Source organism: Janthinobacterium glycogeni (assembly GCF_051380725.1).
Classification (GTDB): domain Bacteria; phylum Pseudomonadota; class Gammaproteobacteria; order Burkholderiales; family Burkholderiaceae_D; genus Janthinobacterium.
The window spans coordinates 69,254-94,936 of sequence record NZ_JBNYXP010000005.1; the positions used below are offsets into that span (position 1 = coordinate 69,254).

24 protein-coding genes and 1 tRNA gene are annotated in these 25,683 nt (G+C 62.8%); 17 read left to right on the top strand and 8 right to left on the bottom strand.

The window, feature by feature from the left end:
* Positions 1 to 14 precede the first annotated feature (14 nt).
* The 3 genes from ACQ4W4_RS13315 (at position 15) to ACQ4W4_RS13325 (ending at position 3,963) form a co-directional block, all read left to right on the top strand.
* Positions 15 to 2,138, top strand: coding sequence for a TonB-dependent receptor family protein (locus tag ACQ4W4_RS13315; protein ID WP_436542407.1), 2,124 nt, complete (start codon positions 15 to 17; stop codon positions 2,136 to 2,138).
* An 8-nt stretch (positions 2,139 to 2,146) separates the two neighbouring features.
* Positions 2,147 to 3,490: a PepSY-associated TM helix domain-containing protein gene (locus tag ACQ4W4_RS13320; RefSeq protein WP_436542408.1), complete on the top strand. Its 1,344-nt coding sequence runs from the start codon at positions 2,147 to 2,149 to the stop codon at positions 3,488 to 3,490.
* Positions 3,491 to 3,579: 89 nt separating this feature from the next.
* Positions 3,580 to 3,963, top strand: coding sequence for a hypothetical protein (locus tag ACQ4W4_RS13325; protein WP_436542409.1), 384 nt, complete (start codon positions 3,580 to 3,582; stop codon positions 3,961 to 3,963).
* A 6-nt stretch (positions 3,964 to 3,969) separates the two neighbouring features.
* Here ACQ4W4_RS13325 and ACQ4W4_RS13330 read toward each other — a convergent pair whose 3' ends face one another.
* Positions 3,970 to 4,884, bottom strand: a complete 915-nt coding sequence (locus ACQ4W4_RS13330) for a LysR family transcriptional regulator (protein ID WP_436542410.1) — start codon at positions 4,882 to 4,884, stop codon at positions 3,970 to 3,972.
* Positions 4,885 to 4,986: 102 nt separating this feature from the next.
* Here ACQ4W4_RS13330 and ACQ4W4_RS13335 point away from each other — a divergent pair, with 102 nt between their 5' ends.
* From ACQ4W4_RS13335 to ACQ4W4_RS13350, 4 genes are all read left to right on the top strand, one after another.
* Positions 4,987 to 6,096 (top strand): muconate/chloromuconate family cycloisomerase, encoded by a 1,110-nt coding sequence (locus ACQ4W4_RS13335; protein ID WP_436542411.1) that lies wholly within the window; start codon positions 4,987 to 4,989, stop codon positions 6,094 to 6,096.
* Between the two features lie 10 nt (positions 6,097 to 6,106).
* A complete protein-coding gene (gene catC / locus ACQ4W4_RS13340; protein WP_436542412.1) occupies positions 6,107 to 6,397 on the top strand; it encodes a muconolactone Delta-isomerase in 291 nt (96 codons plus the stop codon).
* A gap of 11 nt (positions 6,398 to 6,408) precedes the next feature.
* A complete protein-coding gene (gene pcaD / locus ACQ4W4_RS13345) occupies positions 6,409 to 7,212 on the top strand; it encodes a 3-oxoadipate enol-lactonase (protein ID WP_436542413.1) in 804 nt (267 codons plus the stop codon).
* Between the two features lie 131 nt (positions 7,213 to 7,343).
* Positions 7,344 to 8,747 (top strand): sodium:solute symporter family protein, encoded by a 1,404-nt coding sequence (locus ACQ4W4_RS13350; RefSeq protein WP_436542414.1) that lies wholly within the window; start codon positions 7,344 to 7,346, stop codon positions 8,745 to 8,747.
* Between the two features lie 12 nt (positions 8,748 to 8,759).
* Here the strand turns inward: ACQ4W4_RS13350 and ACQ4W4_RS13355 are convergent, their stop codons facing one another.
* The 3 genes from ACQ4W4_RS13355 to ACQ4W4_RS13365 all read right to left on the bottom strand — a co-directional run bounded on the left by ACQ4W4_RS13355 (position 8,760) and on the right by ACQ4W4_RS13365 (position 12,508).
* Positions 8,760 to 10,154 carry a GntP family permease gene (locus ACQ4W4_RS13355; protein ID WP_436542415.1) on the bottom strand — a complete coding sequence of 465 codons (1,395 nt, stop codon included), beginning with the start codon at positions 10,152 to 10,154 and terminating at the stop codon, positions 8,760 to 8,762.
* 129 nt (positions 10,155 to 10,283) lie between these two features.
* Positions 10,284 to 10,360: transfer RNA gene (locus ACQ4W4_RS13360), tRNA-Pro, on the bottom strand.
* A gap of 54 nt (positions 10,361 to 10,414) precedes the next feature.
* On the bottom strand, positions 10,415 to 12,508 hold the full coding sequence (locus ACQ4W4_RS13365; protein ID WP_436542416.1) for an AsmA family protein: 2,094 nt from the start codon (positions 12,506 to 12,508) through the stop codon (positions 10,415 to 10,417).
* 119 nt (positions 12,509 to 12,627) lie between these two features.
* Between ACQ4W4_RS13365 and ACQ4W4_RS13370 the strand changes: the two genes are divergently transcribed.
* A complete protein-coding gene (locus ACQ4W4_RS13370; protein ID WP_436542417.1) occupies positions 12,628 to 12,996 on the top strand; it encodes an ArsR/SmtB family transcription factor in 369 nt (122 codons plus the stop codon).
* Positions 12,993 to 13,415 (top strand): arsenate reductase (glutaredoxin), encoded by a 423-nt coding sequence (gene arsC / locus ACQ4W4_RS13375; RefSeq protein ID WP_436542418.1) that lies wholly within the window; start codon positions 12,993 to 12,995, stop codon positions 13,413 to 13,415. Before ACQ4W4_RS13370 ends, arsC begins: the two co-directional genes overlap by 4 nt.
* 60 nt (positions 13,416 to 13,475) lie before the next feature.
* Here arsC and ispB read toward each other — a convergent pair whose 3' ends face one another.
* Positions 13,476 to 14,465: an octaprenyl diphosphate synthase gene (gene ispB, locus ACQ4W4_RS13380; protein ID WP_436542419.1), complete on the bottom strand. Its 990-nt coding sequence runs from the start codon at positions 14,463 to 14,465 to the stop codon at positions 13,476 to 13,478.
* A gap of 304 nt (positions 14,466 to 14,769) precedes the next feature.
* Between ispB and rplU the strand changes: the two genes are divergently transcribed.
* The 5 genes from rplU to proB all read left to right on the top strand — a co-directional run bounded on the left by rplU (position 14,770) and on the right by proB (position 18,188).
* On the top strand, positions 14,770 to 15,081 hold the full coding sequence (gene rplU, locus ACQ4W4_RS13385; RefSeq protein ID WP_034754730.1) for a 50S ribosomal protein L21: 312 nt from the start codon (positions 14,770 to 14,772) through the stop codon (positions 15,079 to 15,081).
* A gap of 40 nt (positions 15,082 to 15,121) precedes the next feature.
* A complete protein-coding gene (gene rpmA / locus ACQ4W4_RS13390; protein ID WP_070219281.1) occupies positions 15,122 to 15,394 on the top strand; it encodes a 50S ribosomal protein L27 in 273 nt (90 codons plus the stop codon).
* Positions 15,395 to 15,508: 114 nt separating this feature from the next.
* Positions 15,509 to 16,618 (top strand): GTPase ObgE, encoded by a 1,110-nt coding sequence (gene obgE / locus ACQ4W4_RS13395; RefSeq protein ID WP_034754647.1) that lies wholly within the window; start codon positions 15,509 to 15,511, stop codon positions 16,616 to 16,618.
* Between the two features lie 13 nt (positions 16,619 to 16,631).
* Positions 16,632 to 17,042, top strand: a complete 411-nt coding sequence (locus ACQ4W4_RS13400; RefSeq protein ID WP_436542420.1) for a hypothetical protein — start codon at positions 16,632 to 16,634, stop codon at positions 17,040 to 17,042.
* A gap of 27 nt (positions 17,043 to 17,069) precedes the next feature.
* Positions 17,070 to 18,188, top strand: coding sequence for a glutamate 5-kinase (gene proB, locus ACQ4W4_RS13405; protein ID WP_436542421.1), 1,119 nt, complete (start codon positions 17,070 to 17,072; stop codon positions 18,186 to 18,188).
* Positions 18,189 to 18,311: 123 nt separating this feature from the next.
* Here proB and nth read toward each other — a convergent pair whose 3' ends face one another.
* Together nth and rsxB are read right to left on the bottom strand one after the other, a co-directional pair.
* Positions 18,312 to 18,959: an endonuclease III gene (gene nth, locus ACQ4W4_RS13410; protein WP_436542422.1), complete on the bottom strand. Its 648-nt coding sequence runs from the start codon at positions 18,957 to 18,959 to the stop codon at positions 18,312 to 18,314.
* Positions 18,956 to 19,684 (bottom strand): electron transport complex subunit RsxB, encoded by a 729-nt coding sequence (gene rsxB / locus ACQ4W4_RS13415; protein ID WP_436542423.1) that lies wholly within the window; start codon positions 19,682 to 19,684, stop codon positions 18,956 to 18,958. The genes nth and rsxB overlap by 4 nt, the downstream gene beginning before the upstream one ends.
* Before the next feature lie 358 nt (positions 19,685 to 20,042).
* Between rsxB and ACQ4W4_RS13420 the strand changes: the two genes are divergently transcribed.
* From ACQ4W4_RS13420 to ACQ4W4_RS13430, 3 genes are all read left to right on the top strand, one after another.
* Positions 20,043 to 20,783 carry a substrate-binding periplasmic protein gene (locus tag ACQ4W4_RS13420; RefSeq protein ID WP_436542424.1) on the top strand — a complete coding sequence of 247 codons (741 nt, stop codon included), beginning with the start codon at positions 20,043 to 20,045 and terminating at the stop codon, positions 20,781 to 20,783.
* A 126-nt stretch (positions 20,784 to 20,909) separates the two neighbouring features.
* The gene (locus ACQ4W4_RS13425) at positions 20,910 to 23,441 is read left to right on the top strand and encodes a TonB-dependent receptor plug domain-containing protein (protein ID WP_436542425.1); all 2,532 of its coding nucleotides are present in this window, start codon (positions 20,910 to 20,912) and stop codon (positions 23,439 to 23,441) included.
* Positions 23,442 to 23,483: 42 nt separating this feature from the next.
* A complete protein-coding gene (locus tag ACQ4W4_RS13430) occupies positions 23,484 to 24,161 on the top strand; it encodes a DOPA 4,5-dioxygenase family protein (protein WP_436542426.1) in 678 nt (225 codons plus the stop codon).
* A gap of 67 nt (positions 24,162 to 24,228) precedes the next feature.
* On the opposite strand, the gene ACQ4W4_RS13435 is transcribed toward ACQ4W4_RS13430, so the two are convergent.
* A complete protein-coding gene (locus ACQ4W4_RS13435) occupies positions 24,229 to 25,449 on the bottom strand; it encodes a polyhydroxyalkanoate depolymerase (RefSeq protein ID WP_070219273.1) in 1,221 nt (406 codons plus the stop codon).
* Positions 25,450 to 25,683 lie beyond the last annotated feature (234 nt).

Here is a 25,683-nt window from a genome sequence, read left to right on the forward strand (position 1 = left end):
TATACGAGAATCACATGAACAAACAACTGTTGGTGCTGGCCGCGGCCATCACCGTGGCTTATCCGTGCGCGCAGGCGCAGCAACTTGACCAAACCGACCACGCCATCGACACCGTCGTCGTTTCCGGCTCGCGCGCGCAAGCGTGGCTGTCCGAGACGCCGCAGGCCATCGGCGTCGTCAATGCGAAGACGCTGGAACGCGACAAGCCCAAAACCATGGGCGATATCCTCAACCGCATCGCCGGCGTGTACTGGAATGACCTGGGCAACGAGCAGCACAGCATGAGCATCCGCCAGCCGATCGGCACGAATGCCGTCTACCAGTATCTGGAAGACGGCATCCCCATCCGCCCGCTGGGCGTCTTCAATCATAACTCGCTCAACGAGATGAACATGGCGGGCGCCAGCGGCGTGGAAGTGGTGAAGGGCGCCGCCTCCTCGCTGTACGGCAGCAATGCGGTGGGCGGCGCCGTCAATTTCCTCACGGCCGGCGCCAGCGCCACGCCGACGGCAAGCGTGGGCGTGCGGCGCGACAACGTAGGCGGCTTCACCCGCTACGACACGGCCGCCAGCGATACCTGGGGGCCGCTGGGACTGCGCTTCTCCCATTACAGTTCGCGCCGTTCGCGCGACAACTGGCAAGAGTACAGCTACGGCGACAAGGATTCGTTCTCGCTGCGCGCCGACTATGCGCTCGGCCCCGCGTCGCAGCTGCGCGCCACCATCGTGCACACGGATCTCGATGCGGCCATGACGGGCAGCCTGTTCGAGAACGATTATCGCAGCCATCCCGGCAAGAGCCTGAACACGTTCAGCTACCGCAAGGACAAGACCACGCGCATGAACCTGGCGTGGGAGGGCGCGACGACGGCCCATGGCACCAGCACCGTCACCGTGTTTACGCGCAAGAACGACCATGGGCAGATTCCCGCATATTCCATCGGCAGCTGCGCAGGCATGCTGTGCAAGGGCGTCATCAACAACAACCACGTCGATTCGCTGGGGCTGGACCTGAAGCACCAGCAGGAATTCGCCTGGCTGCGTTCGCGCCTGATCGCCGGCGTGTATGTCGACAAGAGCGACAATCCCTTTGTCAGCGACAATCTCTCCATCGTGCGCGATGCGGCCACGGGCCGCTACCTGCGCTATACGCTGGCCAATGCCAGCAATCCCCAGGGCGTGCGCGACTACCAGACGGATATCCTCAACACGGCCGTCTTCGCGCAATGGGAGTTTTCACCGCTGGCCGGCACGCGCGTGGTGCTGGGCGGGCGCTCGGACGCCATCCGCTACGATTACCACAACAAGCTGGCGCCCGGCGGCAGCACCAATTACGGCGCGCCCGACGAGTCGCGCAGCTTTTCGCACGTGAGCCCGAAGCTGGGCGCCACCTACGCCATCGGCCAGGCGGGCAGCGCGTATGCGAACGTCAGCCAGGGTTTTACGCCACCCGAGGTGAGCCAGCTGTATGGCAAGACGGGCATCGCCGACCTGCAGCCGTCCGTCTACAACAACTATGAACTGGGCTTGCGCTGGGCCTTTTTGCAGGGCCGCCTGAAACTCGACACGGCCCTGTACCGTCTCGACGGGCGCGACACCATCGTCAGCTATACGCTCTCGCCGGGCAACAGCGAAAACCGCAATGCGGGACGCACGCGCAGCGAAGGGCTGGAGCTGGGCCTGAACTACGACAGCGGCCCGTTCGACGCGCGCTTCGCCACGGCCATCGCACGCCACCGCTACCTGCGTTACCAGGTCTCCGCCAGCCTCGATTACAGCGGCCGCGCCATGCCGCAGGCGCCGCGCGACATCACCTCAATCGAGATCGGCTACAAGCCCGTTGCGGGCGCGCGTATCGCGCTCGAAGCCGTGCATCAGGGCCGCTACTGGATGAACAACGCCAACACGGTGGAGTATGGCGGTCACGCGCTGCTGAACCTGCGTGCCAGCTACCGGCTCGCGCGAGGCCTGGAGGCGTGGGCGCAGGTGCGCAATCTGGCCGACAAGCGCTATGCCGATTCGGCCAGCAGCAGCTATGCGGGTACGGGCAGCTATGCGCCGAACAGCCAGAACCAGTACACGCCCGGTGCGCCGCGCAGCGTGATGCTGGGCCTGGGCTATACCTTCAACGCACTGTGAGGCTGGCCATGGACGATTTCACCTTTCTCATCGCGCGCCGCAAAAGCCTGTACTGGCGCATCCATTTCTGGGCCGCGCTGATCGCCTCGCCGTTTGCCCTGGTGGCCACCCTGACGGGCATTCTGTATGTGTTCACGCCGCAGATCGAGGCAAGCCTGTATCGGCACCTCGACCATGTGACGCCGCAAGCATCGATGCTGCCGCTGGACGCCGCCGTTGCGGCGGCGGAACGGGCGGCGCCACGCGGCTGGGCAGTGCAGCACTTGGTGCCGCCGTTCCAGCAGGACGATGCGGTGCAGGTGGCGTTCGCGCCGCCCGGCGGCGTGCAGGATGAGCATGCGGCCCATGGCGGACATGCGGCGCCGGCCACGCCCGCCAGACCGAAGTTCGGCCTGCCCGCGCAAGCCATCATCGTGTATGTGAATCCGTATGATGCGCGCGTACTCGGTACGCTGGCGAGCGGCGAGCGCTTCGGCAACTGGGCGAAAAAGCTGCATTCGCGCCTGCTGCAAAACGATGGCTGGCGCTGGATGATCGAACTGGCGGCCAGCTGGCTGATGGTGATGCTGGTGACGGGCGTGGTGCTGTGGTGGCCGCGCGGCGCGCAATCGGGCTTGCCGAAGCGGGGCGCGCAGGGCCGCAATGGCTGGCGCCAGTGGCATGCTTTTCTCGGCGTGGCGCTTGGCATCGTCAGCGTCGTGATCCTGACGACAGGACTGACGTGGAGCCAGCAGGCGGGCGCGCGCATCCGCGCGCTGCGCGACGTCAGCGGCCAGGCGCCGCCGCCCGTGCCGCGCGGTCTGCATTCGCGCGAGGAAGGTGCTCCGCTCGACTGGCAGGGCGCCTGGCAGGTGGCGCGCAGCCATGCGCCTGCCATCGCCGTGCAGCTGACGGCGCCGGCCAGCCAGGACGACGTGTGGCGTGCCACCATGGCCGACCGCAGCCGGCCCACCTTGCGCTTCGACCTGCAATTCGACGCCTACAGCGGCAAGCCTTTGTACTATGCGGGGTGGGAGGCGCAGACGGCGTTCGGCAAGGCCACCGCCATCGGCATTCCGTTTCACCGCGGTGAATTCGGCTGGTGGAACCAGGCCTTGCTGCTGCTGTTCGGCGCCAGCGTGCTGTTTTCGCTCGTGTCGGGCTGGGTGATGTTTTTCAAGCGGCGTTTGCCGGGTACTTTGGGTTTGCCCAAGCTGCTGCCCGGCGCGTGGACGTCGCCATCCGCGCTGGCCTGGCTGGCGGCGGCCGGCATGTGCGCGCTGATGCCGCTGCTGCTCGTTTCCGGCTGCATGCTGATGCTGCTGGAGCTGGGGTTGGAGCGCGCCAGACGCCGGCGCATGGCTGCACGTTGACATGGCACACGGCTCGGCGATTGTTGCGCTAGAATGAAAGGAAGCGGCCAGGCTCGTTGCCATGGGCCGCCCCTTGCAATGGCTAAACCATGGTATTCATCGATTTTTTCGCCTTGTCCGCACTGGCCGCGACGTCGGCCGGCGTCACTCAAAAATGCAGCTGCTGCACCGTTCCGCTCGATGCCTGGCAGCGGCTGCCGACGTCGCTGGAACTCGACCGTTTCGAGGAGGTCGGCACCTTGCGCGAAGATCCGTACGAGGAACCGACGTTTGACGAGTACCACCCGCACGGCACGCGCTATGACAGTGCCGATGCGCCCATCGCGCCGCGCTACTATCCCGCCAACCTGAGCCAGGTGGCCCGCTGCCTGGACTGCGGCCGCCACTACCTGCGCTACAACGAGGCGGGCGGTTATTTCACGGAGCTGCGCATCCGCGCGCTGCGCCCGGCATTGCTGGCCGACGCGGCGTAGTCACTGCTACAGGCTTTCCTTGACGTGGGCGATGCCGTGTTCATCGTAGATCGAGTACACGGCGGCGAGGAGGTTGTCCAGTTCCGGCGAGCGGTCCATATGCCGCATGCTGAATAAAATGGGCGAGAACGCATGCTTGTCGTCCAGCTTGCGATACACGACGTTCCGATGATGCATGGCCTGCACGCTTTCCGGCACGATGGAAATGCCCTGGCCGGCCGCTACCAGTCCCATGGAAATCTGCAGTTCGCGCACTTCCGTGACGGGACCGGGCGTGACATTGCCTTCGCTGAACATGGCCAGCACCTGGTCGGCAAAGCTGGGGCGCGGCGTTTTCGGATACACGAGCAGGGTTTCGTGCACCAGGTCCGTCAGGCGCAAGCCGCCTTCCCCCCTGGCCAGCCGGTGGCCGGGCGGCAGGGCCACCACCAGGCGTTCTTCGCGCAGCAGGATGCGGCGGATGCTGGGGTCTTCGCTTTTCAATCGCCCGAAACCCACGTCGATGCGGCCTTCCTTCAGGGCCTTCAACTGCTGCACCGTCGTCATTTCATGCAGGGTCACGTCGACTTCGGGATGGCGTTCGCAAAAGCGGTGCGCGATGTCGGGCAATTCCCCATACAGGGTCGAGGCGACGAAGCCGATCGACAGGGTGCGTTCCAGCTTGCCGATGCGTTGCGTCATCGCCTGCAGGTCGCGCACCTGGTCGAGCAGGGGCCGCGCATGGGCGAGGAAAAACTCTCCCGCTTCCGTCAGCCGCAGCGGCCGCGACCCCTTTTCGATCAGCGCCACGCCCAGCGTTTCTTCCAGCTGCTGCATCTGCCGGCTCAGCGGCGGCTGCGCGATGTGCAGCCGCGCGGCGGCCCGCGTGAAGTTCCTTTCCTCTGCTACCGCGACGAAGTAGCGCAAGTGCCGTAATTCCATCTTCATACCTTTCAGGTATAGGTTTGATACCAACTCGGTGTTGGACGTGGGGGCGTTCGGGGAATATCGTGTCTCCACTCCACAGAATTATACGGAATAAATATGATTCAAAATATCGATACCTACCTGGTCGATGTGCCAACCATCCGTCCGCACCGGATGTCCGTCGCCACCATGAATACGCAAACCCTGGTGCTGGTGCGGCTGCGCTGCGCCGACGGCATCACCGGCTGGGGCGAAGCGACCACCATCGGCGGTTTGGGCTACGGCGGCGAAAGCCCGGAAAGCATCAAGACGAATATCGATACCTATATCGCGCCGCTGCTGGTCGGTATGGAAGCGAGCGCAGTGGCCAAGGCGATGGCCAGGGTGCGCAAGGCCATCCAGGGCAACCGCTTCGCCAAATGCGCGATCGAGACGGCGCTGCTCGACGCGCAGGCGCGCCGCCTGAACGTGCCGCTGTCGGAATTGCTGGGCGGCCGCGTGCGCGATGCGCTGCCCGTGGCCTGGGTGCTGGCCAGCGGCGACACCGCGCGCGATATCGCGGAGGGGGAAAAAATGCTGGACCTGCGCCGCCACCGCATCTTCAAGCTGAAGATCGGCTTGCGCGACGTGATGGATGACGTGGCCCATGTGCTGGAGATCAAGCGGGCGTTGGGCGAACGGGCCAGCGTGCGGGTCGACGTCAACCAGGCCTGGAGCGAGACGGACGCCGTGCGCGGCATCGCCGCGCTGGAAGCGGGTGGCATTGACCTGATCGAGCAGCCCGTCAAGGCTGGCAATCGCGCCGCGCTGGCGCGCCTGAAGCAGCGCTTCGACGTGGCCATCATGGCCGACGAAGCCTTGCACGGCCCCGCCGATGCGCTGGCGCTGGCCCAGGCCGACGCGGCCGACGTGTATGCCGTAAAAATCACCCAGTCGGGCGGCTTGCTGCCCGCGCTGGAAGTGGCCACCGTGGCGCGCCTGGCCGGCGTGGGCCTGTACGGCGGCACCATGCTCGAAGGCGGCGTCGGCACGGCGGCCACGGCCCACGTGTGTTCCACGTTTGCCGAACTGGCCTGGGGCACGGAGCTGTTCGGGCCACTGCTGCTGACGCAGGAAGTCTTGCGCGAGCCGCTCGTGTACCGCGACTTCATGCTGCAGGTGCCGACGGGTCCGGGCCTGGGCGTCGAGATCGATATGGACAAGCTGCGCTCCCTGCAGCGTCAATAAAGGAGACACCATGTTATTCCATGTACGCATGAACGTGAACCTGCCATTGAGCATGCCCGCCGAACAGGCGGCGCAGCTCAAGCAGACGGAAAGGGAACTGGCGCAGCGCCTGCAGCACGAGGGCAAATGGCGCCACCTGTGGCGCATCGCCGGCCAGTACGCCAACATCAGCGTCTTCGACGTGGACAGCGTGGACGAGCTGCATGATTTGCTGACTTCGCTGCCGCTGTTTCCCTACATGCAGATCGACGTGATGCCGCTGTGCCGCCATCCTTCGTCGGTGCGCGACGACGATTCCTGAGGAGACGTGCGATGACGCAGATAGACAACGGCACTGCCGGGAAAACGTGCGAGGTCGACGGTATCGGCCTGCATTACCGGACGGATGGCGAGCGTGGCAAGCCCTGCCTGGTCCTGTCGAATTCCCTGGGCACGGACCTGTCCATGTGGGATGCGCAGGCGGACGCGCTGGCGGGCGACTTTTTTGTCGTGCGCTACGATACGCGCGGCCATGGCCAGTCCGCCAGCGGCGGCGCGCCGTTCGGCATCGACCGGCTGGGCCTGGACGTGGTGGCGCTGCTCGATCACCTCGATATCGCGCGCGCCGCCTTCTGCGGCATTTCCATGGGCGGCTTGATCGGCCAGTGGCTGGGCATACACCAGCCGCGGCGCTTGACGCAGCTCGTGCTGGCAAATACGGCGGCACGCATCGGGGGCGCCGCGCCGTGGCAGCTGCGGGCGGAACAAGTGCGCCGCGACGGCATGGCCGCAGTGGCCGACAGCGCCGCCGCGCGCTGGTTCACGCCGCAGTTCATCGCGCGCGAGGCGGACACGGTGGCGCGCCTGGTCGGCATGTTGCGCAGCCAGGATGCCGGCGGCTACGCGGCCTGCTGCGACGTGCTGGCCCAGACGGACTTGCACGCCGGTGTCGGCACGATCAGCGTGCCCACCCTGATCATCGCGGGCGAGCACGATCCCGTCACCACCCTCGACGACGGGCGCTGGCTGCAGCGGCAGATCGCGGGCGCCCGCCTGGCAAGCTTGCCTGCCTCGCATATCTCGAACGTCGAAGCGGCGGACTTGTTCACGGCGCAGTTGCGGACCTTTTTGTTGTGAGGCTTGCTGTACCGTATAGGTATGGCAGGAATTTGACTTCCCCCTGAGCACCGCCACCGGCAAGACCGGCATGCGGCAGGGGAAGCTTTCTTGAAAAATAATAATAAGAAAAGCAGACTTGGAGTAGACAGATGGAAAACAGATTGATCATTATCGCCGCGGTCACGGTGGGCTATTTCGCCCTCATGTCGTACATTACGTATAGCGTGCGCAAGCATGCCAACAGCGCCGAGGGCATGACGGCGGGCGGGCGCAATTATCCCGCCTACCTGATCGGCGCGCTGCTGCTGTCGGAATTCATCGGCAGCTCCGTCAGCATCGGCACGGCGCAGAAGGGTTATGAACTGGGCATTTCCGCAGCCTGGAACCTGGTGGCGCTGTCGCTGGGCTTCTTGCTGCTGGCCATCGTGCTGGTCAAAAAATACAAGGAAAGCGGGCAGTCGACGATTTCCGGCATCCTGGCGCAAACCTACGGCGAACCCGTGCGCTATGCGGCGTCGATCCTCACCATCGTCGCGCTGAGCATCGTTGCCGTGGCCCTGTACGCGAGCGGCGGCGCCGTGCTGGCGGCCGTGTTGCACATCAACAAGACGGTGGCCATTTTGCTGGTGGGCGCCATCACCGTGATCTATGTCAGCCTGGGCGGCATGCGCTCGGTGGTGTACACCAACTTTGCCCACTCCATCGTCAAGTACCTGGGCGTGATCCTGGCGCTGGCGTATGCGCTGGAAGCGACGGGCGGCATCGGCGCGCTGCAGGCGCAATTGCCGGCCAAGATGTTCAATTGGGTCGAGATCGGCTGGGGCCAGATCATCGCCTGGATGATCGGCGGCATCGGTTCCATCTTTGCCACGCAATACGTGATCCAGGCCCTCGTCAGCACGGACAACCCTGCCGTGGCCAAGCGCGCCTGCTATTACGTGTCGTCGCTGATGATTCCGTTCGGCCTGATGGCGGCCCTGATCGGCATGTGCAGCGCCGTGCTGTATCCGGGCATGAAGTCGATCGACGCCTTTCCGACATTGATCGCGCACATGCCGGCGTTTTCCGCCAGCATCATGATCGTCGGCCTGGCCGGCGCCCTGTTCGGCGGCATTTCCGCCACCACCCTGGCATCGGCGACCCTGGCCATGAAGGATTTTTATGATCCCTGGTACAACAAGGCGAAGAACGATGCGAAATCGCTGATGTTCCTGCGTATCGCCATTGTCGTGGCCGGCCTGCTGCCGCTGGTGCTGGCCCTGTATGCAGAAAAACTGCTGATGATCGCTTTCCTCGGCAAGGCCCTGCGCGCCACCCTGGCCGTGCTGGTGCTGATGGCCTTCTATGCGCCGAAGTTCGGCACGCCGCGCGGCGCCTTCGTCGGCGTGATCGTTTCCGTGATCGCCACCATCGGCTGGTTCCTGGCCGGCAATCCGTATGGCGTCGACAGTTCCTACCTGGCGCTGGCCGGCCCGCTGCTGACCATGGGCATCAGCCACCTGTTCAAGCCGGCGCAAGCGGTGGTGACGCCGGCATCGTCGTCGCGGCTGTAGCTTGCCCAACCGTCACACCAGACCCGTCAGGTAATACAGGGCAATGACGAGGAACACGGCCACCGTCTTGATGACGGTGATGCCGAAAATGTCGCGGTAGGACTGGCGGTGCGTGAGGCCCGTGACGGCCAGCAGGGTGATCACGGCGCCGTTGTGCGGCAAGGTATCCATGCCGCCGCTGGCCATGGCCACCACGCGGTGCATGACTTCGAGCGGGATATGCGCCTGTTGCGCGGCCTGGATAAAACTGTCCGACATGGCGGCCAGCGCGATGCTCATGCCGCCCGAAGCCGATCCCGTAATGCCGGCCAGGGTCGTCACGGACACGGCCGCGTTGACGAGCGGATCGGGCACGCTGCGCAAGGTGTTGCTGACGGCAAGAAAGCCGGGCAGGGCGGCGATGACGCCGCCGAAGCCGTATTCGGACGCCGTATTCATGGCAGCCAGCAGCGCGCCGCCGACGGCCGCCTTGGTGCCTTCGGCAAAGGCGGCGCGGATGCGCCCGAAGGCCGTCACGCACACGAGCAAGATACCCAGCAACAAGGCGCCTTCCACGGCCCAGATGCCGGTGACGGCGGCGATCGACGTGGTCACGGGAGCGTGCAAACCGGGCAGGGCATCGGCGCTGAGCACGTAGCTGGCGCCATACCAGTGGGGAATCAGCTTGGTCAGCGCAAAGTTGGCCACGCCGACGAGCACCAACGGCGCGACCGACAGCAGCGGATGGGGCAGGTCGCCGCCACCGGTCTTGGCCTGTTCCGCTTCCACTCCGTAACCTTCGCCCGTCGCCATGACGGAGCGGCGGCGCCATTCCAGAAAAGCCAGCCCCATGATCACCGTCAGCACGGCACCGATGGTGCCCAGCCATGGCGCGGCCCAGCCGGTGGTATTGAAAAAGGTGGTGGGGATGATGTTCTGGATTTGCGGCGTGCCGGGCAGGGTATCCATGGTGAACGAAAACGCGCCCAGAGCGATGGCGCCCGGCATCAGGCGCTTGGGAATATTGCTCTGGCGGTACAGCTCGGCCGCAAACGGATACACGGCAAACACCACCACGAACAGCGACACGCCGCCATACGTGAGCGCCGCGCACACGGCAACGATCACGGCATTCGCCCGCGCGCTGCCGATGTAGCGGATGGCGGCCACGACGATGGACTGCGAAAAACCGGACAGCTCGATGAGTTTACCGAACACGGCGCCGAGCAAAAAGACGGGGAAATACAGCTTGATGAAGCCCACCATCTTTTCCATGAAGATGCCGCTGAAGACGGCCGGCACGGCAGACGGATCGGTCAGCAGCACGGCGCCCAGCGCGGCGACGGGCGCAAACAGGATCACGCTATAGCCGCGGTAGGCGGCCAGCATCAGGAAGGCCAGTGCGGCCAGAACTATCAGGAAAGACATCGGTCAGCCCCTTGCGCGAGAAGTGAGCAGGATATTAATGATGTAATTAATATCATACTTCTCGGCAACACGCCAACGCGTGGGTCAAGGTACCGGCAGCTTAAGCCGGCACAGCAAGGGGGAAGCGGCTGGTCGGGGTGAGAGGATTCGAACCTCCGGCCTCTGCGTCCCGAACGCAGCGCTCTACCAGGCTGAGCCACACCCCGCATACTGGTATTACAGCAGATGGCGGGGCGGGTTTCAAGCGGCGGCGTCAAGGTCTATTTCTTTTCCTGCTGGGCCTTCCTGATTTCCGCTTCGCTCACTTTCTTGGCGGGCGCGTTCGTCGCCGGCACCGTGGGATTTTTCCGCGTGGCGTTGGCTTGGGCCATGACGGCGGCGCAGTTCGTGTCGGGGGCCTTGTCGACGTTGACCAGCGGCAGCAGGGCGGCCAGGGGCGTGACGACGGTGGCCAGCGCCACAGCGGCGCCTGCCTTCAGGGCCAACGGGCCTTTTTGCGGGCCCACGTCCGGGTGCTTGAACGTGCCTTTCGCATACAGCGGGGTGCGCAGGGTGATGATGCGGGCGCCCTTGGTGCGCGGGCGCACGTCGAGGTCCAGGGTTTCGCTTGCCAGGTCGACGTTGCCCGTGACGTTCACGACGGCCGTGTCCGTATCGAGCACGAAGCGGCGCACGTCGGCCTGGCCATTCGTGACGGCGAAGTCGCTGGCCAGGCAGTTCAGGTGGACTTGCTTGTCGCCAAAGATTTTCACGAAGACGGCGTTGGCCAGGTTCAGGCCCGCCAGTTCCAGCATGAACTGGCTGACGGAGCCTTCGCTGACGGTGGCCGCCAGCTCGCCATTTGCGCTGGCCAGCATGGCCGAGATGGAATTGCCGTGGCCCGTCAGCGCCGCGTCGCCATACACTTCGCCGAAACTCGCCTGCATCGATTGCAGCTTGGGAAACAGTTCGCGGATCTTGAGGTGGCGCGCCGCCACCTTGGCTTGCGCGGCGATGGTCTTTTGACGGCCGTCGAGCGTGATGTTCGAGGTGATGTCGCCGCCGGCCATGCCGAAATTGAGCGGCGTCAAACTCAGCACCTTGTCTTTCATGCGGATGTTGGCGACGATATCGTTGAGCGGGATGTCGTGCGTGCGTACCAGTTTCTTGCCTGTGAATTTCACGTCGGCATCGAGCGCATCCCATTTCGCCGTATTGAACTGTTCCACGGGCAAGGCTTTGCTGTCGGGCTGCACGGGCGCCTTGCCGCGCGCCTGTTTGCGCGCATTGCTGTCGGCGCCGATGCTGGGGCCCAGGTCTTCCAGGCGCAATTGCTGCGACGTTACTTCGCCGCGCAGCAGGGGGCGGGGTTGGCGCGGCAAATATTGCAGGGTGCCGGCCAGGTCGCTCTGGCCAACCGTGCCCTTGAAGTTTTGATAGGTCCAGCTCCAGGCGGCGCCGTCTTTCTTGCCCAGCAGGCGGCCCTTGGTCGCGTAGTCCGGCGTTTCCGGCAGCAATACCCCTGTCAGCGGATACAGGTCGGCCATGCTGGCGCCGGCCAGGCTCAGCTGCAAATCGATGCCCGACAAGGAGCGCGGGTCGGTCAGGGTGCCATCGATGCTGGCCTTGTTCTTGCCCAGCACGGCATGCGCCTGCACGGGATACACGGTGTTATTGTCGGTCAGGGACAGCACGGCGCCCGCCTTGCCGCCGCCCGTCACGGGCGCCTTGCGGTAGCTGCCGCCCAGGGTGAATGCGATGCCGTATTTCTGCACGGGCGCGTTGCCTGGTGCGTCGCCCGGCGTGGCGTCGGGCGCCGTCGAGCTGACCTTGGCTTGCACGTCGAGCGCGATGCCTTCGTCGAGGTAGCGGATGACGCCGTCGCCGAAGGCCATGCGCTGGATTTCCACGTCCCATGTCGAAGGGCCGTTGTCCTTCAAGGTCCAGCTGTTGCTGCCGTCGGCGCGGCGCTGCAGGGCGATGTTCGGCGCCTCGAGGGCGAGATCCGTCAGCACCAGCCTGTGCTGCAACAGGGGCAAGGGATGGATCGCCAGGTCGATGCGTTTCGCGCTGGCCAGTTGCGTGCCGGCTGTCGCCCAGTCAGGGTTGCTCATGCGCACGTCGTGGGCGCTGATGACAGGCCGCGGCACGTAGCGACGCCAGCCCGGCTCGGTTTTGAGGCCTTGCTTCCATGTCACCTGCAGGTCGCCGCCGATGACGAAGCTGCGGCCCGTGCTTGCCGATACCTTCTCGTTGATGTAGGGGCGGGCGCGGTTCCAGTCGAAGGTCAGCACGAAGATGACCACGATGGCGATGAGGGTAAGCAGGGCGGCCAGGCTCCAGCCGAGGATTTTCAGGGGTGTCGAGCGTGTCATGGTAAGCCAGTCGCAATGATTTTTCATCAAGGTAGACCGATAGGCCAGAACAGTCGGTGCGCTGGGTTACGTAAGACACCGCGCTTGAAATGATTCAATAATTCGACTATTATTGAAATATGGAAAATGCAAAGACAATAGCGAACCAGGCGACTGCGCTGACGAGCGCTTCCGCCATCGTGGCCCTGGCTGCGCTGGCGCAGGAATCGCGGCTGGCCGTGTTCCGCCTGCTGGTGCAAGCGGGGCCGGAAGGCATGGCCGCGACGAAAATTGCCGACGCGCTGGCGATTGCGCCGTCGTCGCTGTCATTTCACCTGAAAGAACTCGCGCACGCCAATTTGGTGACGGCGAACAAGGCAGGGCGCTCCATCATCTATGCCGCCAATTATGCGGGCATGAACGGCTTGCTCGCCTTCCTGACCGAGAACTGTTGCGCCGGCGCATCTTGCTGCGTCAGCGAACCCAATGTAAAGGACATCACGCCATGACGATCACGATTTATCACAACACGGCATGCGGCACCTCGCGCAATACCCTGGCCCTGATCCGCAACACGGGCGTCGAGCCCGTCATCATCGATTACGTCAAGCATCCGCCGTCGCGCGAGGAACTGGTCGACCTGATCGAGCGTGCGGGCCTGTCCGTGCGCGCCGTCATGCGCGACAAGGGCGCCCTGTACGACGAACTGGGCCTGGCCAATCCTGAGCTGAGCGATGCGGCCCTGCTGGACGCCATGCAAGCCCACCCCATTTTGATCAACCGCCCCATCGTCGTCACGGCACTGGGCGTGCGCCTGTGCCGGCCGTCGGAAAAAGTGCTGGAGATCCTGCCGCTGCCGCAGCAAGGGGCATTTGTCAAGGAAGATGGTCAGGCCGTGGTCGGCGCCGACGGCAAACCGGTGAAATGAGCGGAGTATAAAAAACGGCGCCAGTGGCGCCGTTTTGTATTGGATATGAGTACCACGCGATCAGTGATTGCGGTCCACGGCAAACGAGCACAGTTGCAGCATCGATTGCTTGTAGACGCTGTCGGGCCAGCCGGCGATGGCGTCGGCGGCGCGCTGGCCGGCGATTTCCGCCTGCTGGCGCGTGTAGTCGAGGGCGCCGCTGCTGGTGATGGCCGTCAGGACGGTATCGAAATGCTGTTCGTCGCCTTGCTCGATGCAGCTGCGCACCAGTTCGCGTTGTTCCGGCGTACCGTTTTCCATCAGCCAGATCAGCGGCATGGTCGGTTTGCCTTCGCGCAAGTCGTCGCCCACGTTCTTGCCGATTTCGGCGGCGTCGCCTGCATAATCGAGCACGTCGTCGATCAGCTGGAAAGCCGTGCCCAGCGAACGGCCGTATTCGGCAGCCGCTTCGATATCGTCTTCGCTGGCGCCGGCGATCAGCGCGCCCAGTTGCGCTGACGCTTCGAACAGCTTGGCTGTCTTCGAGCGGATGACGTTCAGGTAGCTGTCCTGCGTCACGTCCGGATCGTGCATGTTCAGCAATTGCAGCACTTCGCCTTCGGCGATCACATTGGTGGCGTCGGAGAGGATTTGCATGACGCGCATATTATTGAGCGACACCATCAGCTGGAACGAGCGCGAGTGCAGGAAGTCGCCCACCAGCACCGAAGCGGCATTGCCGAACAGGGCATTGGCCGTTTGGCGTCCACGGCGCATCGACGATTCGTCGACGACGTCGTCGTGCAGCAGGGTGGCGGTGTGGATGAATTCCACCACGGCGGCCAGTTCATGGTGCGCCGTGCCGCGATAGGCGTGGGCATTGGCCACCAGCAAAATCAGCACGGGGCGGATGCGTTTGCCCCCTGCGCTGATGATGTATTCAGCGATCTGGTTGATCAGAATGACATCGGAGTGCAACTTTTGGCGGATCACCGTATTGACTGCATCCATATCGGCGGCAATCGTTTGCACGATGGTGTTTTGGTTAACGTGTTTGTTAGCGTCAGACAAGGCGAACCTGCATTAGATTGTGGGTGCCGCGATTATACGACAAGGCTTGCGCGTGCGTGATGTTTGCCTATGACTGTAGAGCAATTGATTGATCTTGTTGGCACTGGCGCGCGTTTTCCTGTCCGCCTGGCGCAAGCCTGACATCATGGCCAGGTTGTCGACATACCACGATCGTCAAGCTTTGTGAATACTTTTTGACGCAATTTCTCAGTCCGTGTATAATCGCTGGTTCTCCCTGTTGTGTACGGCTTGCTTTGCGTGACAGTGGGACAAATTCTTTCAACATTTGATGAGGTTTCAAATCATGTACGCGGTCATAAAAACCGGTGGCAAACAATACAAAGTTGTCGCTGGCGAAAAACTTAAAGTAGAACAGATACCGGCAGACATTGGTTCCGAAATCACCATCGATCAAGTTCTCGCAGTAGGCGCGGGCGATAGCATCAAGTTTGGTGCTCCATTGGTCGAAGGTGCAACGGTACTGGTTACGGTTGTGGCGCATGGTCGCCATGATAAGGTCAAAATTTTCAAGATGCGTCGTCGTAAGCACTACCAAAAGCATCAAGGCCATCGCCAGAATTTTACCGAAATCCAAATCGTTTCGATCAACGGCTAATCGCCGCTGTTTGAATTAATCAGCTATCAAGGAGTCTTAAATGGCACATAAAAAAGGCGGCGGCACAACGCGAAACGGCCGTGATTCAGAATCAAAGCGTCTGGGCGTTAAAGTCTACGGCGGCCAAGCTATCAATGCTGGCGGCATCATCATTCGTCAACGCGGCACCCCAGTGCGCGCCGGCGAAGGCGTAGGCATGGGCAAGGACCACACGTTGTTCGCGCTGATCGCGGGCAAAGTGAAGTTCGTTGTCAAAGGTGCCGGCTCGAAGCAATTCGTGACCGTTGTACCAAACGAAGCAGTACCAGCGTAATTCATTGGCGGAGCGCCAGTTCGCTCCACGATGATCGCATGATGTAAGGCGCAAGCCTTCAATCGAAAGGCTCTGCCCAAGGTAGAGCCTTTTTAGTTTTATGGCGGCAAAATTATGAAGTTTATCGACGAAGCAAAAATCGAAGTCATCGCGGGCGATGGCGGCAACGGCTGCGCCTCTTTCTGCCGTGAAAAATTCCGGCCTTTCGGCGGTCCCGATGGCGGCGATGGCGGCAAGGGCGGCACCATTTGGGCAGTCGCCGACCGCAATATCAACACGCTCGTCGATTTCCGCTTCTCCAAAATGCACAAGGCTCGCAATGGCGAGCCTGGCCGTGGCGCAGATTGCTATGGCAAGGGCGCCGATGACATCCACCTGCGCATGCCGGTCGGCACCTTGATCATCGACAACGCGAGCGGCGAAATCCTGGCCGATCTGACCGAACACGGCCAGACCGAAATGCTGGCCAAGGGCGGCGAAGGCGGCTGGGGCAATATCCACTTCAAGTCCTCGACCAACCGCGCACCGCGCCAAAAAGGCGAGGGCAAGGAAGGCGAACGCCGCGAATTGCGCCTGGAACTGAAAGTACTGGCCGACGTGGGCCTGCTGGGCATGCCGAACGCCGGCAAATCGACCTTCATTTCGGCCGTCTCGAACGCGCGTCCGAAAATTGCCGATTACCCATTTACCACCCTGCACCCGAACCTGGGCGTGGTGCGCGTGTCGCACGAGAAGAGCTTTGTGATCGCCGATATTCCCGGCTTGATCGAAGGCGCTTCCGAAGGCGCGGGCCTGGGCCATCAATTCCTGCGCCACTTGCAGCGCACGGGTCTGCTGCTGCACATCGTCGACCTGGCGCCGTTTGAAACCAACGTCGATCCTGTCAAGGAAGCCAAGGCGCTGGTCAAGGAATTGAAGAAGTACGACGAGTCGCTGGTCGACAAGCCGCGCTGGCTGGTGTTGAACAAGCTCGACATGGTGCCGGAAGAAGAGCGCAAGAAGATCGTCAAGGACTTCCTCAAGCGTTTCGCCTGGAAAGGTCCCGTCTTCGAGATCTCCGCGCTGAACCACCAGGGTTGCCCGGAACTGGTCAATGCCATTTACCAGCATCTGGAAGAGAAGAAACACAGCGAAAGCCGTGCCGAAGAAACGCAAATGACCGAAGAAGCACGCGGTATCTCGTCGATCGACCCGGATGATCCGCGTTTCAAGATCCTCGACTAAGAGCCTTACCCTGATGTCGGTACAGACGGTCGCTGCCGCGTCCGCACGCAAGCAAGCGTGGCAGCGCCGTGTATTGCATCTGATCGCGTATGCTTACGGGCTGAGCGCGGTCGCCTGTCTGCTGTTCGCCGATGCAATGGCGGCCGGCATGGGCATCTTCCTCAACGGCGTCGATGGCTACAGCCAGTTCTACGCTTCCCATGTCGGTGTCTGGGGCGCTACCGCGCTCCTGGCGCTGTTCGCGGCACGGCAGGGCGAACCGCCTGTCCTCGGCGATATCACTGCAATGTTGGTCCTGGCGCAGCCCGCCGGCCGTCTGTTCGCGGCCATCAGCTTCGGCTTGCCCCAGGGTTTTGTGTTGTTCATGTGCGCAATCGAGCTGACGGCGGGGCTGGCCTTGCTGCTGCTGCGTCCTGCGCGCTGACGTCTATTAAGTGAAGAGCGCCGCCCCATGGATTCCGTGATTCAAAAAGCTACCCGCATCATCATCAAAGTCGGCTCCTCGCTGGTCACCAACGATGGCCGCGGACTCGACCATGCCGCCATTGCGCGCTGGGCCGCGCAGATTTCCGGCTTGCGCGCCCTGGGCAAGGAAGTGGTGCTGGTCAGTTCCGGCGCCATCGCCGAAGGCATGCTGCGCCTCGGTTTCGAGCAGCGCCCCACCGATATCCACGAATTGCAGGCGTGCGCCGCCGTGGGCCAGATGGGCCTGGCGCAAATCTATGAAAGCAGCTTCCGCGCCCACCAGCTGGGCACGGCACAGGTGCTGCTCACGCACGCCGACCTGGCCGACCGCGAACGCTACCTGAACGCGCGCTCCACCCTGACGACCCTGCTGCGCCTGGGCGTGGTGCCGATCATCAATGAAAATGACACGGTCGTCACCGATGAAATCAAGTTCGGCGACAACGATACCCTGGGCGCCCTGGTCGCCAACCTGATCGAGGCCGATGCCCTGGTCATCCTGACGGACCAGCACGGCCTGTTCTCGGCCGACCCGCGCAAGGACCCGAACGCCTACCTGATCACGCAAGGCATCGCCGGCGATCCGGCCCTGGAAACGATGGCCGGCGGCGCCGGCAGCAGCCTGGGCCGTGGCGGCATGCTGACGAAAATCCTCGCCGCCAAGCGCGCCGCCAAGTCCGGCGCCCATACCATCATCGCCTGGGGCCGCGACAGCGACGTGCTCAGCCGCCTCGCCCAGGGCGAAGCGATCGGCACGCAGTTGCTGGCACAAACGGGGCAATTGACGGCGCGTAAGCAGTGGATGGCCGATCATCTGCACACGGCCGGCGCCGTCGTGCTGGACGCGGGCGCCGTGCAAAAGCTGCGCCAGGAAGGCAAGTCCCTGCTGCCGATCGGCGTGACGGGCGTGAACGGCGAATTCGGCCGCGGCGCCGTCATCACCTGCGTCGACGCGGATGGCGTGCCCGTGGCGCGCGGCCTGTCGAACTACACGAGCGGCGAAGCGCGCCGCATCATGCGCAAGCCGTCCACCGAGATCGAAGCGATTCTCGGCTACATGGAAGGCCATGAGCTGATCCATCGCGATAATATGGTGTTGTTGTAGGTCGGATTAGGCCCGAGGGGCCGTAATCCGACAACACCCCAGGCAGCAACAATGTGTCGGGTTACGCCCTGCGGGCTAACCCGACCTACGCAGCAACGACATCGGCCCACTCGGGCCGTTGCTTTACACCACGGCCGGCATCGGCGATTTGTCCTTGTAGTCGCACAGGTCGGCGATCATGCAGTTCCAGCATTGCGGCTTGCGCGCCGTGCATGTGTAGCGGCCGTGCAAGATGAGCCAGTGGTGGGCGTCGTGCAGGAATTCCTTGGGGATGAATTTGAGCAGCTTTTGCTCGACGATATCGACATTCTTGCCCGGCGCAATGCCGGTGCGGTTCGAGACGCGGAAGATATGCGTGTCGACAGCCATCGTCGGTTCGCCAAACGCCGTGTTCATGACCACATTGGCCGTCTTGCGGCCCACGCCGGGCAAGGCTTCCAGCGAAGCGCGGTCGCGCGGCACTTCGCCGCCGTGCTGATCGAGCAGGATCTGGCAGGTGGCGATGACGTTCTTCGCCTTGGTGCGGAACAGACCGATGGTGCGGATGTAGCTGGCCAGCTCGTCGACGCCCAGCGCCAGTATCTTGGCCGGCGTATTGGCGACCGGATACAGCAAGCGGGTCGCCTTGTTGACGGACACGTCCGTCGCCTGCGCCGACAGCAGCACGGCGATCAGCAGCTCGAACGGCGTCGTGTAGTCGAGTTCCGTTTTCGGGGAAGGGTTGGCGGCGCGAAAGCGCGTAAAGATTTCCAGGCGTTTGGCAGCGTTCATGCGTCTTTTTTCGGCGTGTTGGGGGCTGGCGGGGCGGTGTCGGCGCTGGCGGCGGCCTTGGCGCGCGCGCGCTCCATGGCGGCGGCGATGATGGCGCGCTTGCGCTCCTTCTCTGCCAGTTCATCTGGCGTGACGGGCACTTCCTGCGTCACTTCCTGCATCTTGGCGACGGCCTTGGCGGCCAGGCGCGCATCGTTGGCCTCTGCTTCGCGGCGCAGCCGCTGCGTGCGGAAATCGTGGCGCGCGCGCGCGTCGTCGGCCTCTGCCTGGCTCCAGGCGTCCCAGCCCGTGGCGTCGCCGCTGACCGGGTACATGACGATGCAGTCGACGGGGCAGGGCGCCACGCACAGGTCGCAGCCCGTGCACAGGCTGGTCACTACCGTATGCATCTGCTTGGCTGCGCCGACGATGGCGTCCACGGGACAGGCCTGGATGCACAGCGTACAGCCGATACACAGCGATTCGTCGATATAGGCGAAAGATCGCGGACGTTCGAGGCCGTTGACGGGATTGAGCGGAATGATTTTTTTGCCCAGCAAGCCGGCCAGGCGCACGATGCCCTGCGCGCCGCCCGGTGGGCACTGGTTAATGTCGGCGCTGCCGACGGCTATCGCTTCCGCATACGGGCGGCAGCCGTTGTAGCCGCATTTGGTGCATTGCGTTTGCGGCAGCAGGTCTTCGATCTGGTCGGCAAGTGAGGCAGGGGCTGGGTGCGGCACGGTCATCTTCCACGGTAAAACGCCATTATCGGCCATCCGGCGCGCGCACAAGCAAAAACCTGTTTCGTCAGAGGGGATAGCGTGTGCCAGGGCCGGCTGTTGCAGGCGCGCCGCAATCGTATTTTATTTCCATTGGGAATGTCAAAGTGCAAATAAACAACTTTGCAATTTCTTTTTTTTGTGGGAGCATGATTTTCATCAAGCCAGTAATCAAAAAAGCCGACCGCCAGTCCTGTTGTCGCCCCCTGTGAGGCGTAGCAGGTCATAGGAGCAAAACATGCGTTTCCTCCGGACAGTTGGTTTGCCCTTCTGTTTGTTCATGCACTCTGCACTTGCCCTTGCGTACGGGCAGGCTGGCTCTCCCATGGCGGCGCCGGGCGCCGCCAGTTCGCGCATCGTCCGCTTCGCCGCGGAAGACTGGCCGCCCTTCATTTCCCGCAGCCTGCCTGCCGATGGCATGTCGGGCGCCATGGTCAGCGCCATCTTCGAGCGTCTCGGCTATACGGTCAAATATGAATATTTTCCCTGGAAGCGTGCCATGCAGTTTGGCCTGGCCAGTTCCCGCTATGCAGGGCTTCTGGCCGTCTGGCGCACGCCCGAGCGGGAAAAACTCTGTCATTTTTCTGTGCCGGTTGGCAATACGCAAGGCGTGCTGGCCTACCTGAAGGAGGATGGCGTGCCCGGCGCCAGCCTGGCCGATCTGGGCAAGCTGCGCATCGGCACCGTGGCCGGCTATTCGAATGGAGAACAGTTCGATGGCATGGTGGCGCGCGGCGAGCTGAGGACGGAAGAGGGCTTGAACGACGCGACGAATCTGAAGAAGCTGTTGATCAAGCGTTACCGCGTGATCGTCATCGAGCGCCATGTCCTGCAGCATTTGCTGATGGGACGCAACTTCAGCAAGGCCGAGCGCGAGCGCATCGCCATCATCGATACGGTCTTCAAGGAGCGTCCCGTGCATGTGTGCTTCCAGCGCGATGCCGAGGGGGCGGCCCGGCAAAAGCGCTTCAACGAGGCGGCCCGCGATATCGATACGGCCCGCCTGGAACGCGATTACTGGAAGCGGCTCGACCAGAGCCTGGCGACGGCCCCATCCTCCCCCTGAGACTGTGGGCCGCTGTTGTTCGTTGCCAAAACGAAATATCTAAATACGAAACCATTCGTTCTTGTTTGTTTGTCCATCCTTTAGTCTGCAGCCACTGTGTTGACGACTTTGAAAGGATGTTTTCGTATGCCGGAATTGATTCAGAAGCAAGAGCCCGTCCCCCGCGTGCGGCAATTGGCGCATGCCGTCTCGTTGGCCGTGCTCATGCTGGGAGCGCCTGGCGTGGCCCATGCGCAAGCGCCGCTTGACGCCGTGATCGTCACGGGCGCGCGCGGCACGGGCCGCACGGTGGCCAACAGCGCCGCGCCGATTGACGTGATCAGCGCGCAGCAATTGCAGGCCACGGGCAAACTGAACTTGCTCGACGCGCTGGATACGGCCTTGCCCTCATTCAACTTGCCGGCCCGCGTGCAGCCCGACCTGGGCAGCATCGTGCGCGCCGGGCAGTTGCGCAACCTCGACCCGTCGCATACATTGGTGCTGGTCAACGGCAAGCGCCGGCATACGACGGCCATCGTCAATGAGGATGGCTTTCCCGGTTCCGTCGCCACCGACCTGGCCCTGATTCCCACGGGCGCCATTGCCCGCGTGGAAATCCTGCGCGACGGCGCCTCGGCCATCTACGGTTCCGACGCCATCGCCGGCGTCATCAACATCATCCTGAAAGCGGACGACAAGGGCAGCTTCAGCACGCAGCTCGGTTCCACCTACGACGGCGACGGCACGAACGGTTCCGCGCGTATCGATGGCGGCACGCGCTTGGGCGAACACGGCTTTGCCCACTTCGGCGCCGAAGTCCAGCGCCAGGGCATCGCCGTGCGCAATTTCGGATTGAATCTCGGCTACCTGTCGTATCCGGCCGTGCGCAACAGCGATGGCCAGCTGGTCAAATTGGGGACGAACAACAGCTTGCCGGCCGGCACCTCGCCGAATCCGGCCGAAGCAAAGCGCAACAGCAATCCGTGGCGTAATACGGGCGTGCCGCAAAGCACGACCGCCTCGCTCAGCGCCAACCTCGGCTATGACCTGTCGAACGAGGTGCAACTGTACGGCTTCGGCACGTATGCGCACCGCAATGCCCGCTCGGCGCAGAATTTCCGCCTGCCCAATACCATTTTTAATAACAACAAAGGCTTGCTGGCCGTGTATCCCGACGGCTTCACGCCGTATGAAACGACGAGCGAAAACGACTTTTCCTTGACGGGGGGCATCAAGGGCGAAACGGCCGACTGGAGCTGGGATATCAGCAGTACCTACGGCCGCGACGATATCGACGTGGGCGTGGAGCATACGGCCAATTATTCGCTCACTTATCCGGGCGGCAAGACGGATTTTGACATCGGCAATCAGCGCTACAGCCGCTCGACGACGAATGCGGACGCGCGCCGTCCCGTGCAGCTGGGCTTGAGCGAACCGGCTGACCTCAGCGTCGGTCTCGAGTACTCGCATGAAACGCAGCAGCGCAACCCAGGCGAACCCGCTTCCTGGCAGGGCAGCGGCTCGTCCGCGCTGGCCGGTTACCTGCCCGTCGATGCTTCCGACACGGCGCGCCACAGCTATGCGGCGTACATCGGCCTGGGCGCCAAACTGACGCCGCAATGGCTGCTCGACACAGCCTTGCGTGCCGAAAAGTACTCCGATTTCGGCAGCAAGACGACGGGGCGCTTGTCGGCCCGTTATGACGTCACGCCCACCGTGGCCGTGCGCGGCACTGTCAGCAACGGTTTTCATGCACCGAGCCTGGTGACGCAGTCGTATTCGAACACCTCCGACCATGCGGGCGTGCCGTATACCCTGGCGCAGCCGAATTCGGCCGCTGCGCGGGCCCTGGGTGCGCAAGCGTTGAAACCGGAAAAATCGACGAATCTGTCTGCCGGGCTGAGCTTCAATCCCACGCCGACGCTGCGCCTGGCCGTCGACGCATATCAAATCAGGGTCAGCGACCGCCTGGGCGTGTCGTCGAACATCGGCATCGACCGCAGCTCGGGCGTGGCGCTCGACGGCAGCGGCCGGCCGCTGACGGCGGCGCAAGCGGGCGTCATTGAAAACCTGCTGCGCTCGGCGGGACTGACGGTGGGCAATGGTCTCGTCGCCCATTATTTTGGCAACGTGGGCGACACGCGCACGCGCGGCATCGATTTCACGGCGGAAGATGTGCTGCGCGTGGCCGATGGCAAGCTGCGCTGGACGGCGGCGGCGAATCTCAACCATACGAGCCTGGTGGGCAAGGCGGCACTGCCCGCCGTGCTGCAAGGCTTGCCGAACATCGGCACCCTGAGCAAGTCGGCCGAGTACGACTTGCTGTACCGCGCCCCGCGCGACAAGGAAATCGTCACCCTGGCATATGAAAAAGCCGGCTGGACATTCAATGTACGCGAGACGCGCTACGGCAAGCTCAAGCGCCTGAACGCCATCACGGGCGGCGATTACCAGTTGAAAGCGGCCTTCGTGACGGATGTCAGCGTCGGCTACGACATCAGCAAGCGCATCAACGTGACGGTGGGCGCCAACAATGTCTTCGACCAGAAGCCGGGCCAGCTGCCGCGCGAGGCGCGCAGCGCCGCCAGTCTGGCGCAGTACGCGGGCGCGTATGACAACACGGGACCATTAGGCGTGCTGGGCGGCTATTACTACGCCCGCGCCACCGTCTCGTTCTGATTTTCCCCATCCCTCTACCTCTCATCAAGAACAGGAAATCCTATGTCTGAACACAATCAATACGCCGCCATCGATCTGGAATGGGCCAATCTCCTCTCGCCGCAGCGCCGCACGGTGTTGCGCGGCGGCGGCCTGGTGGCGGCGCTGGCCGCTTCCGGCCTGGCGGGAACGGCCCTGGCGCAGGATGGCGCAGTAAAACGAGTCAAGCCGCCGCCCGGTAAAAGCCCATGGGGCGAGCATACGGATACGGCGCCCACGCCGCGTCCCGTCAGCGTGCGGCCCGGCGAGGAAGCCTTGCCGTCGGCGCCGCGCGCCTACACGGATATCGAGAGCTATCACGCGCACATCTATTTTGACGAAGACAGCTACCGGAAGGCGGCGCTGATACGCCAGTGGGCGGCCGAGCGCTTCCGGATCGAGCTGGGCGACTGGAATGTGGAGCCGCGCGGCCCGCACGTGACGCCGTCGTTTTACTTTGGCTTTACGAATGACTTGCTGCCCGTGATCGTGCCGTGGCTGCAGCTCAACAGCCTGGGCCTGACGATATTGATCCACCCGAATACGGAAGATCCACGCGCCGACCACCTGTATTACGCGCTGTGGGTGAACCGTTCGCAGCCCGTGAATGGCTACGCGATGAAGAAGCCGGGACCGGGCGAACCAAGGGTCGAGCAAATCTTTGTCAATACGCGCCCGACGGTGAAAATCGAACGGGCATGAGCTGGGCACAAAAGAAAACGCCACGCCAGTATGAACTGGCGTGGCGTTTCGATGGATATGCCGTGTATCAGCCGTGTTTCTGAATGAATTCGCCGATCTTCGGGCAAATGATCTCGCGCCAGCGGCGGCCCGAGAAGATACCGTAGTGGCCGCATTTCGGCGCCACGAAGTCTTGCTGCATGTCGGCAGGGATGCCCGAACACAGATCATGGGCCGCCTGCGTCTGGCCGGCACCGGAAATGTCGTCCAGCTCGCCTTCCACGGTAAACAGCGCTACGTTCGTGATGTCTTGCGGACGCACCAGCTGGCCGCCCACTTTCCAGGTGCCCATCGGCAGGCTGAATTCCTGGAAAACCGTTTTAATGGTTTCCAGGTAGTACTCGGCCGGCATGTCCAGTACGGCGTTGTACTCGTTGTAGAACTGGCGGTGGCCTTCCGCCGGTTCGTCGTCGCCCGTCACCAGGTGCATGTAGAACTCGCGGTGACTTTGCGCGTGGCGGCCCGGGTTCATGGCGATGAAGCCGGCGTGCTGCAGGAAGCCCGGATACACCTTGCGGCCAAAGCCAGGGTAGTTCGGCGGCACCGCGTAGATCACAGTGTTTTCAAACCATGAGAATTTCTTTTCCGTCGCCAGGTTGTTCACTTGCGTGGGCGAGCGGCGCGGGTCGATCGGGCCGCCCATCATCGTCATGGTTTTCGGCATGTGCGGATCTTTTGCCGTCGCCATCAGCGAGATGGCGGCCAGCACGGGCACGGTCGGTTGACAGACGGAAATGACGTGCAAGTCAGGCGCCAGCAGGCGGATGAATTCCTGCACATAATAAATGTAGTCATCGAGGTGGAACGGGCCTTCCGTCAGCGGTACCATGCGCGCGTCCGTCCAGTCGGTGATGTAGACATCGTGCTCGGCCAGCAAGCCGCGCACGGTATCGCGCAGCAGGGTCGAGTGGTGACCGGACAGGGGGGCAACCAGCAAAACTTTGGGCTGTTGCAAGCCAGTGGCTTCTTTTTTGAAGTGAATCAGGCGGCAAAACGGTTTTGTCACGACAACGTGTTCGCGGATGTCGACGCTCTCGCCCTGGACGAGAACGGATTTGATATCGAATTGTGGTTTTTCGTAGTCTTTGCCAAGGCGGTACATCAGCTCGTAGCCGGCTGCGATGCGTTGCGAAAACGGGGTGTGGGCCAGAGGGGAAACCGGGTTGGTAAATAACTTGGAGGACATGTCTGCCCATTGCATCACCGGAGTGAGGAAAGAGCGTTGCAGTTCGTGCAGTTGGTAAAGCATATAGAGTCCTTGTTTGATTCCAAGCGCCAATATCGGCTCAAATATCATAATCCAATTTTACGATATTTGTTGAGGACAAAATGTGCTTTACCGCGCATAGGTCCACTGTTTGCGCATAGTTGTGACAGCGCGCCACAGTTACGTGGATAGACCTGCAACGATGCTTTAAAAGCAAAAAAAGCAGCGTTTCCGCTGCTTTTTGTCTGTTTTTTTGCCGCTACGCCCCTGCGGGGA